This window comes from Kitasatospora sp. NPDC127060 (assembly GCF_042724935.1).
GTDB lineage: Bacteria > Actinomycetota > Actinomycetes > Streptomycetales > Streptomycetaceae > Kitasatospora.
The window spans coordinates 57,006-67,262 of record NZ_JBHXEG010000042.1 but is presented as its reverse complement, the minus strand read 5'-3'; the positions used below and the strand labels follow the sequence as shown (position 1 = coordinate 67,262).

Genomic DNA, 10,257 nt, shown 5'->3' with positions numbered 1-10,257 from the left:
CCCACCGGCGCCGTCGGCCACCGAACGGTGGTCGGCGGCGCCCCAGGTACCCCTCAGTCGCTCGTCGGCTGTCGGCTGTCGGTTCCCACGTCGTGATGCGCAGCGATGCGCAGCGATGCGCAGCGACAGGCAGTGGCGCGTCGTGGTGCGTTGGCGGCACGTAGTGGCGTGGATCACAGCGGGTTCCGCCCGCCCGGCGAAATGCGGGGGCCGCCGAGGTGGTTGGCACGGGCAACCGCTTCCGCCTCCCCGGCGCACACCACCGCTACCCGCGAGGAATCCGCATGACCGTCACCGAGCCCGCCCCCAACCGCGCGGCCGAGATCCTGTCCAGGCCCGTCACGATCAACGGGCTGACCGTGCCCAACCGCATCGCGATGGCGCCGATGACGCGCAGCTTCTCCCCGGGTGGCGTGCCCGGCGAGGACGTCCGCTCCTACTACGCCCGTCGCGCCGCCGCGGGCGTCGGTCTGATCGTCACCGAGGGGACGTACGTCGGCCACGAGTCCGCCGGCCAGAGCGACACCATCCCGCGGTTCCACGGCGAGGAGCAGCTCGCCGGGTGGGCCGAGGTCGCCGAGGCCGTCCACGCGGCGGGCGGCACCATCGTGCCGCAGCTCTGGCACATCGGCATGGTGCGCAAGCAGGGCGACCCGCCGTTCGCCGACGCCCCCGCCGTCGGCCCGTCCGGCATCCGGCTGGACGGCACCGAGGGGACGGGCCGGGCGATGACCCGGGCCGACCTCGACGCCGTCATCGGCGCGTTCGCCGAGGCCGCGGCGGCCGCCGAGCGGATCGGCTTCGACGGCGTCGAGCTGCACGGCGCCCACGGCTACCTGCTCGACCAGTTCCTGTGGGCCGGCACCAACCGCCGCACCGACGCCTACGGCGGCGACCCGGTCGCCCGGACGAAGTTCACCGCCGAGCTCGTCGCCGCGGTGCGCGCCGCCGTCTCCCCGGCGTTCCCGGTGATCTTCCGCTACTCGCAGTGGAAGTCGGGGAACTACGACGCCCGCCTCGCCGAGACCCCGCAGGAGCTGGAGGCGATCCTCACCCCGCTCGCCGAGGCCGGTGTCGACGCCTTCCACGCCTCGACCCGTCGCTACTGGGTGCCGGAGTTCGACGGCTCGGACCTCAACCTGGCCGGCTGGACCAAGAAGCTCACCGGCCGCCCTGCCATCACCGTCGGCTCGATCGGCCTGGACGGCGACTTCCTGCAGGCCTTCGCGGGCGAGGGCTCGCCGCTCAAGGGCATCGACAACCTGCTGGACCGCCTGGAGCGCGACGAGTTCGACCTGGTCGCCGTCGGCCGCGCGCTGCTCCAGGACCCGGAGTGGGCGGCCAAGGTCCTGTCCGACCGCTTCGCCGAGCTGCGCCCCTACGACGCCGCCGCGATCCGCACCCTGAGCTGACCCTCGACGGGCATGGACCCCCGCCCGGGCCCGGCCCGTATGCTCGCCGAATGGAGACGAACGGGGCCTTGGCGCCGTACGAAGTCCTGGTGGCCGGGCCGTACTTCACCGACCTGGTGTTCCACGGCCTGCCGCGGCCCGTGCGACCGGGCACCGAGGTCTTCGCCGACGGCTTCGGCCTGGTGCCGGGCGGCGCCTACACCCTGGCAATGGCGCTGCACCGGCTCGGGCGGCGGGTGGTGTGGAGCGCGGACTTCGGTACGGACCCGTTCAGCGCCCATGTGCTGTCCTGCGCCGGGCAGGAGGGGCTGGACGAGGCGGCCTTCCGCCGGCATCCGTTCCCGGTGCGGAGCCTGACCGTCGCCCTGTCGTCCGAGGGCGACCGGGCGATGGTCAGCTTCCAGGACCCGATCGACCCGGAGCCGCTGGCCCCGCTGCTCCGGCGGTTCCGCCCGCGTGTCCTGATGATTCCCCAACTGCGCTACGACGAAGAGATGGTGGCGGCCTGCCGGGTGGCGCGGCAGCTGGGCACGCTGGTGGTGATGGACTGCCACGACACGCCCGCGACCCTCGACGATCCGGCCGTCCGCGAAGTCCTGGCGCTGGTCGACGTCTTCACCCCGAACGCCGGCGAGGCCCTGCGCCTCACCGGCGCGGAGGAGCCGGACGAGGCGATCTCGGCGCTCGGCCGCCTGGTGCCCACCCTGGTGGTCACCCGCGGCGCGCAGGGTGCCACGGCCGTCCGGGGCGGCGAGCGCCATGACGCCGAGAGCGTCCCCGGGGTGGACGCCATCGACCCGACGGCGGCGGGCGACTGCTTCAACGCCGGTCTGGTGCACGGGCTGCTCGGTGGCTGGAGCCTGCCCGACTGCCTCGCCGCCGCCTCGCTCTGCGGCGCGGCGGCGACCACCGGCCCCGGCTCCAGCGCGGCCCTGCACGAGCCGGAGCTGGACCACCGACTGGCGGGCCGGCCGGAGGGCCGGACTGACCGTCAACTCGGCCCGGCCGTAACCGATATCAGCCTGAGGTGAACACTTCACTACCCGCCGTGATCGTGTTAGCGTCCGTCGGATGTCGAGGATTCTGGTCACCGATCTGGATGGCACCCTGCTCGGCGGCACCCGGGACGACCGTCGGCGACTACGGGACGCCCTGGCCCACCACCCCGAGGTGACCACGGTCTTCGCCACCGGACGCGGACTGGCCTCGATCCGTGCGCTCCTCCGCGACCCACTCGTCCCCCGCCCCCGGTGGATCATCGCCGACGTCGGCGCCACCGTCGTCGACGGCACCGACCTCACCACCGTCCACCCGGTCCAGGAGCAGCTGCGAGCCGGCTGGCCGGGCGCCGACCGGGTCCGCGAAGCTCTGCGCCGCTTCCCCCGACTCGCCTACCAGCAGGACGTCCGCCAGGACGGCCGGTGCTCCTACCACCTCCCGCCGGAGGGCCTCACCGAGGACCTCACCGCCGCCGTCGAAGCCCTCGGCTGCGCCTGGGAGTACTCCGCGGGCCGCTACTTCGACGTCCTGCCGCCGGCGGCCTCCAAGGGCAACGCCCTGCGGGCCCTGGCCGGGAAGCTCGGCTGGCGGCCCGACGAGATCCTGGTCGCCGGCGACTCCCTCAACGACCTCTCGCTGTTCCGCACCGGCACCCACGCGGTGGTCGTCGGCGGAGCCGAACCCGCCCTGCTCGCCGCCCTCGACGGGGACCGGCGCGTCCAGCGCCCCGACCGGCCCGGTGCGGGGGGCATCCACGCCGCGCTCCGCAACCTAGGCTGGGCCTCCACGGGGTCCACGGGCCCTGCGGGCTCAACGGGGTCCACGGGCCCCACGGGCTCCGCGCCGGCCCCCGCCCCCCGGCCCGCTCCCGAACGGCCCGCCGGCCCGCACTCGCTCGTGGTGGCCTACCACCGCCCGCCGCTGCACTGGAACGGCGAGAGCTGGCAGCCGCCGGGCAGCCCCAACGGCATCCTGCCCACCCTGACCAGCGCCTTCACCGACGACCTCTCCGGTGTCTGGGTCACCGCCCTCACCGGCCGCGACCGGTGGGCCCCGCTCCCGCACCCCGTCTCCGTGCCGCCACTGGCCGCCGTGCCCGTCGACCAGGCCACCTGGAACGGCTACTTCCACCGCGCCTGCAAGGAAACCCTCTGGCCGGTCCTGATGTCCGAACCCGAGCGGGCGGTCTTCGACGAACGCTCCTGGACCGACTACCGCACCGTCAACGCCCGCTTCGCCCGTCACATCGCCGCCCAGGCCGCCCCCGGCGCCACCGTCTGGCTGCACGACTACAACCTGTGGCTCGTCCCCGGCCTGCTGCGCCGGATCCGCCCCGACCTGCGGTCCGGGCTCTTCCACCACACCCCGTTCCCCGCCCCGGAGACCTTCGCCACCCTCCCGGTCGCCGCCGAACTGCGCGCCTCACTGACCCGCCTCGACTGGGCCGGCTTCCACACCGAGCAGTTCGCCGCGCACTTCCGCCGGGCCCTGACCGGCCCGCCCCACCGGCCGCGCACCACCGCGCACCCACTCGGGGTCGACCGGCCCCGCACCACCGTCCACCCGCTCGGCATCGACCGGCCGGCCGTCGAGCGGCTCGCCCGCCGGCGCGCGGCGCACCGCCGCCCACCCACCGACCGGGTGGTGCTCTCGGTCGAACGCCTCGACTACGCCAAGGCCCCGGTCCAGAAGGTCGACGCCGTCGACCGCCTGCTCGCCCGCCGACCGGAACTGCGCGGCCGGCTCACCTTCCGGCTCGTCTGCCCACCGCCCGAGCCCGGCATCACCGCCTACGACACCACCCGCCACCACCTCGAACGCCGCATCGACGAGACCAACACCCGCTGGCGCCACAGACATTGGCAGCCGATCGACTACCTGCCGCGCCGACTCTCCAACACCGAGGTCATCGACGAGTACCTCACCGCCGACGTCCTGTGGATCACCTCCCTCCAGGACGGGATGAACCTCACCGCCAAGGAGTTCATCGCCGCCCGGACCGCCCTCCCCCACAGCGACGCCCCTGCCGACCCCGGAGTCCTCGTCCTCTCCCGCCACACCGGCGCCGCGACCCAACTCGGCGAGGCCGCCCTGCTCACCGACCCCCGCTCCCCCGAGGACCTCACCACCGTCCTGGGCCGGGCCCTCGACCTCACCCCCGCCGAGCGCCGCAGCCGGATGGCCCGCCTGTCCCACCTCCTCGGCCACGACCGCCCCACCGACTGGGCCCACGGAATCCTCCGCGCCATCCGCGGCACCGACACCCCACCACAGCCGCACGACCCGAGAGGTTGAGAAGGATGACCCGGCAGTTCGGCGACTACCAGAACGAGATCTACCTCAACGGGCTCGGCGGCGTGCTGCCGACGATGCCGATGACCTTCGCGGCCCTGGAGGCACGGGCCCAGTCGGCGCTGCCGCCGTCGCTGCTCTCCTACGTGGCGGGCGGGGCCGGGGACGAATCCACCCAGCGGGCGAACGTCACCGCCTTCGAACGGTACGGCCTGGTGCCGCGGATGATGGTCGGCGCCAAGCAGCGCGACCTGTCCGTGAACCTGTTCGGCCAGACCCTGCCCGCACCGCTGTTCATGGCCCCGGTCGGGGTGATCGGCCTGTGCGCGCAGGACGGCCACGGCGACCTCGCCACCGCCCGCGCGGCCGCCCGCACCGGCGTGCCGATGATCGCGTCCACCCTGACCGTCGACCCGATGGAGCAGGTCGCCGCCGAGTTCGGCGACACCCCCGGCTTCTTCCAGCTCTACACCCTCACCGACCGCGCCCTCGCCGAGAGCCTGGTCCACCGCGCCGAGGCCGCCGGGTTCAAGGGCATCGTGATCACCCTGGACACCTGGGTCACCGGCTGGCGCCCGCGCGACCTCGCCGCCTCCAACCTCCCCCAACTGCGCGGCCACTGCCTGGCGAACTACACCTCCGACCCGGTCTTCCGCGCCCGCCTCGCCAAGCCACCGGAGGAGGACCGGGGCGCGGCCGTCCAGGAGTGGGTGCGGATCGTCGGCAACCCGCTCACCTGGGACGACCTCCCCTGGCTGCGCTCCCTCACCGACCTGCCGATCATCCTCAAGGGCATCTGCCATCCCGAGGACGCCCGCCGCGCCAAGGACGGCGGCGTCGACGGCATCTACTGCTCCAACCACGGCGGCCGCCAGGCCAACGGCGGCCTCCCCGCCCTGGACGCCCTGCCCGCCGTCGTCGAGGCCGCCGACGGCCTGCCCGTCCTCTTCGACTCCGGCATCCGCTCCGGCGCCGACATCGTCAAGGCCCTCGCCCTCGGCGCCACCGCCGTCGGCATCGGCCGCCCCTACGCCTACGGCCTGGCACTCGGCGGCACCGACGGCATCACCCACGTCCTGCGCTCCCTGCTCGCCGAAGCCGACCTCCTCATGGCCGTCGACGGCTACCCCACCCTCGCCGCCCTCCGCACCCCCGACGCCCTGCGCCGCATCTGAACGGGACTCCGGCGTCGGACTTCCGGCGTCGGACTTCCGGCTTCCGGCTTCCGGCTTCGGGCTTCGGGCTTCGGGCTTCGGGCTTCGGGCTTCGGGCTTCGGGCTTCGGGCTTCGGGCTTCCGGGGATCGGAGGTGCGGGCATCAGGTTTCCGCGGACCGGACCCGGGAGCGGCCTTCACCGGCTACAGGCGCTGCTCGGCCCAGATGATCTTGCCCTCGGGTGTGTAGCGGACGCCCCAGCGTTCGGCGAGCCGGGCGACGAGGAACAGCCCGCGGCCTCCCTCGTCCTCCGCGGCCGCGTACCGCAGGTGCGGGGCGGTGCTGCCGGTGTCGGAGACCTCGCAGATCAGGCTGCGGTCGTACAGCAGGCGCACCCTGATCGGTCCGCTCGCGTAGCGGATGGCATTGGTCACCAGCTCGCTGAGCACCAGCTCGGTGACGAAGCCGGCCTCGTCCAGGCCCCACTCGGTGAGCTGCCGGGTGGCGTCGGCGCGGACCCGGGACACGGCCTCGGGAGTCGAGTCCACCGCCCACTCGGCGATCCGGTCGGGCTCCAGCACGCGGGTACGGGCGACGAGGAGGGCGATGTCGTCGGTCTGCCGGGCGGGCAGCAGGGCCTCCAGCACGGCGTCGCAGACCTCCTGCGGCGACCGGCCGGGGCGGGCCAGGGTGGCGCTGAGGACGTCCAGGCCGACGCCGATGTCGCGGGTGCGGTCCTCGATGAGGCCGTCGGTGTAGAGGACCAGGCTGCTGCCCGGCGGCAGCCGCACCTCCGTGGCTTCGAAGGGCATCCCGCCCAGGCCGAGGGGCAGGCCGGCGGGGAGGCCGAGGAGCTCCACCGTGCCGTCCGGGTGGACGACCGCGGGCGGTGGATGACCGGCCCGGGCCAGCACGCAGCCGGCGGTGGTGGGGTCGTAGACGGCGTAGAGGCAGGTCGCTCCGGTGATCGAGAGCTGCCCCTCGGCCGTGGCCGTCTCCTGGTCGATGTGGGCGACCAACTCGTCCAGGTGTCCGAGGAGCTCGTCCGGCGGCAGGTCCAGGGCGGCGAAGTTCTGGACCGCGGTGCGCAGCCGCCCCATGGTCGCCGCCGCGTGCAGGCCGTGGCCGACCACGTCGCCGACGACCAGCGCGACCCGGGTTCCGGACAGCGGGATGACGTCGAACCAGTCGCCGCCGACCCCGGCTTGGGCGGGCAGGTAGCGGTAGTCGACTTCGAGGGCGCTCTGCTCGGGCAGCCCGCGCGGCAGCAGGCTGTGCTGCAGGGTGACGGCCATCGTGTGCTCGCGGGTGAAGCGGCGGGCGTTGTCGACGGAGACGGCGGCCCGGGCGGCGAGCTCCTCGGCCAGGGACAGGTCGTCCTCCTCGAACGGGCTGGTGTCCCGGCCGCGCCAGAAACAGGCGACGCCCATCAACACACCCCGCGCCGTCAGCGGAACGGCGATCAGCGACGCCAGGCCGAACTCCAGCACCGCCTGGGTGCGCTCGGCGTCCTGCCTGCGCCACCCGGCGTCGACGGCCAGTTCGGGGACCAGCGCGGAGCGCCCGCTGACGAAGCCCGCCGCCTGCGGGGTGCTCCCGGCCCAGGTGACCAGCTCCCCCTGGGGGTACAGCGGCGAATCGTCCCGGACGCCGGTGACGGCCACCCGCCGCAGCACCACCGGGGCCCCGACCGTCAGTGCCGTCGGTTCGTCGCCGCGCAGGACCTCTTCGGCGAGGTCGACGGTGGCGTAGTCGCAGAACTCCAGGGTGGCCATCCGGGCGAGCTCCTCCGCGGTGCGCCGGACGTCCAGGGTGGTCCCGATGCCCACGCTCGCGGCGTACAGCAGCCTCAGCCGACTGCGGGCGACCTCGGCCTTCCCCGCGAGGGCGAGCAGCTCGGTGGAGTCGCGCAGGGTGGTGACGCTCCCGGGCGGGCCTCCCCCACTGCCGGTGGGGCGGTGGTTGACGGCCAGCAGCAGGTCGCCGACCGGGATCACCTCGTCGGTGACGGCGCCGCCGGAGGTCAGCAGTCCGGTCGTACGGGGCGCGAGGCCGAGGCCGGCCACGGCGCGCCCCTCCGCGTCGGCGGGCAGGTCGAGCAGTCGGCGCGCCTCGTCGTTGGCGAGCAGGACCCGGCCGTCGCCGCCGACGATGACCACCCCTTCGCGCACCGCGTGCAGCACCGCGTCGTGGTGCTCGTACATCCGGGTCATCTCCTCCGGCCCGAGACCGTGGGTCTGCCGCAGGAGACGCCTGCCCACCAGTGCCGTTCCGGTCGTGGCCAGGCCGAGCGCGACGACACCGGCGCCCAGGACGAGGGGCAGCTGCCGGTTGATCGCGCTGCTCACATTGGCGACCTTCATCCCGGAGGAGACGATGCCCACGACCGCGCCCCGGGCGTCCTCCACCGGGACCACCACCTGGTACTCCTGGCCGAGCGGGCCGTGCACCTGCTCGACGGTGACCCGGCCCTGCAGCGAAGGTCCGATCGTGCCGACGAACTTCTTGCCGATCTGCTCCGGCTCGGGGTGGGTGAAGCGGATGCCGTTCCGGTCGGTCACCACGATGAAGTCGACCTGGGCGGCCTTGCGGGCCGCTTCGGTCAACGGTTGGAGGACCGCGCTGGGATCGGGGCCCTGCATCGCCGCCACCAGGCCGGGGCCGTGGGCGAACGCCTCGGCCGCGGCGAGCGAGCGGTCGCGCGCCGCCGCGAACCGGTCGCCACGGGACTCGACCAGCAACGCGCCGACCGCCACCACCACGAGCACCAGCACGATCAGCACCTGCAGGACGAACATCTGACCGGCCAGGCTGCGGACGCCCGTCACCGACCGCAGCCACCGCCGCGCGGACGAACCCCGCGGGGCCGGACGCGGCTGCTCCCGCCCCCGGCGGCCACCCGCTCGGCCGGCGGCCCGGGGGGAGGGACTCGCTTCCTTCGCCATACACCCATGGTCCCGCTCGTGCCCGGAACGGACCCGGCCACGGGCCGGCCCGCCGGGGCGCCCCGTGGACACCGGGCCCGTCTCACCCGGGGCGGCCCCTCCGACCGGGGTCAAGCGAGGCCGGGTCCCGGTCGGGACGGGCATCGCGTGCCAGGTGTCCGCGAGGACTTCCAGGGTCACCAGGCGGGGAGAACACCGACACCCTGCGCGCGATCACCCGCTTCGGCTTCACCCCCACCGGCGAGACCGAGCGCTACTTCCCCGAGGCCGACACCACCATGGGGTTGTTCGGCGCGGCCGGAAACCTCCGCCTACCGGCCTGGCTCGAGCCCGGCCCGCTCGCCGTTCCGGTCAGCGCTGCCCTGCTGCGAGCCCAGACCTTGACGGACCGAGTCCAGGATCGTCAGGCCTTGGCTGACCAGGCCCGCGGCGATCTCGCCCAAGCCGTCGGTGCCATTGAGCACGTTGACGTTGGCGCCCGCGAGCCCGCCCGCCGCCTCCTTGACGATCTGCGGCAACTGATCGATCAGCATCCGGTCCAGCGCCACCCGGCCGTGCGAGGCCGCTGCCTCGGCCTGGATCTTCATCCGCTCCGCCTCCGCCAGCGCCACGACCCGGATCCTCTCGGCCTCCGCCTCAGCCGGCTTCACGATCTCGGCGACCAGTTGCTGCTGGCGCAGCTCCGCCGCGCGCTGGGCCAGCTCGGTCTGCGCCGCCAGCACCTCCCGCTGCGCGTGCGCCTGCGCCAGCGGGCCGGCCTGAGCGGCCTCGGCCTGGGCGCGGTCCACCTCGGCGCTGTACTGCGCCCTCACCACCGCCGTCTGCCGGGCGTACTCGGCCTGTTGCCGGGCGGACTGCTGCTCGGCCTCCGCCGCGGCCTGGGCGGCCTGCGCCTGGGCGATCTGGGCCTGCCGCTGGATGGCGGCCCGGTGCGGGGCCGACATCGCGGCGATGTAGCCGGTGTCCCCGTCATCGATCGACTGGATCTGCAGCGAGTCCACGATCAGTCCGATCTTCGCCATCTCGGCCTTCGAGGTGTCCAGGACCTCAGTGGCGAGCTTCTGCCGCTCGGTGACGATCTCCTCGACCGTCATCGAGCCGATGATCGCCCGCAGGTGCCCGGCGAAGATCCGGCCGGTCAGCACGGACATCTGCTCCTGGTCCGAGAGGAAGCGCTGGCCTGCGTTGACGATGCTCTCGCCGTCGTTGCCGACCTTGAAGGCGATCACCGCCCGTACCGTCAGCGCGATGCCCTGCTTGGTGACGCAGGTCTCGGCGACCTCCGCCTCGCACATCGCGAGAGTCAGGAAGCGGACCTTGCGGAAGACCGGCAGGACGAACTTTCCGTGCCCGGTCACCACGCGGAACGGCGCGCCCGAAAGGCCCCGCCTCCCACCGGAGATCAGCATCGCCTGGTCGGGGGCGGGGACGCGATAGCCGAACATCCTGGTTTC

The 10,257-nt window shown here is 73.9% G+C and carries 6 protein-coding genes; 4 read left to right on the top strand and 2 right to left on the bottom strand.

Translation table 11 applies throughout. The features are described 5' to 3' along the window. Window positions 1-284: 284 nt before the first annotated feature. Genes ACFWIS_RS22895 through ACFWIS_RS22880 form a run of 4 tightly spaced genes read left to right on the top strand, consistent with a single transcriptional unit; the run spans window position 285 to window position 5,878 of the window. Window positions 285-1,412, top strand: coding sequence for an NADH:flavin oxidoreductase (locus tag ACFWIS_RS22895; RefSeq protein ID WP_380456612.1), 1,128 nt, complete (start codon window positions 285-287; stop codon window positions 1,410-1,412). Between the two features lie 50 nt (window positions 1,413-1,462). Beyond that, entirely contained in the window at window positions 1,463-2,443 is a 981-nt protein-coding gene (locus tag ACFWIS_RS22890) for a carbohydrate kinase family protein (RefSeq protein WP_380456614.1), read from the top strand. 40 nt (window positions 2,444-2,483) lie between these two features. Continuing rightward, window positions 2,484-4,706 (top strand): HAD-IIB family hydrolase, encoded by a 2,223-nt coding sequence (locus tag ACFWIS_RS22885; RefSeq protein ID WP_380456616.1) that lies wholly within the window; start codon window positions 2,484-2,486, stop codon window positions 4,704-4,706. A 5-nt stretch (window positions 4,707-4,711) separates the two neighbouring features. Next, complete coding sequence (locus ACFWIS_RS22880; protein WP_380456618.1) at window positions 4,712-5,878, top strand: alpha-hydroxy-acid oxidizing protein; 1,167 nt, start codon at window positions 4,712-4,714, stop codon at window positions 5,876-5,878. 183 nt (window positions 5,879-6,061) lie between these two features. Here the strand turns inward: ACFWIS_RS22880 and ACFWIS_RS22875 are convergent, their stop codons facing one another. Together ACFWIS_RS22875 and ACFWIS_RS22870 are read right to left on the bottom strand one after the other, a co-directional pair. After that, window positions 6,062-8,656 (bottom strand): SpoIIE family protein phosphatase, encoded by a 2,595-nt coding sequence (locus tag ACFWIS_RS22875; protein ID WP_380456703.1) that lies wholly within the window; start codon window positions 8,654-8,656, stop codon window positions 6,062-6,064. A gap of 458 nt (window positions 8,657-9,114) precedes the next feature. Next, on the bottom strand, window positions 9,115-10,248 hold the full coding sequence (locus ACFWIS_RS22870) for an SPFH domain-containing protein (protein ID WP_380456620.1): 1,134 nt from the start codon (window positions 10,246-10,248) through the stop codon (window positions 9,115-9,117). Window positions 10,249-10,257 lie beyond the last annotated feature (9 nt).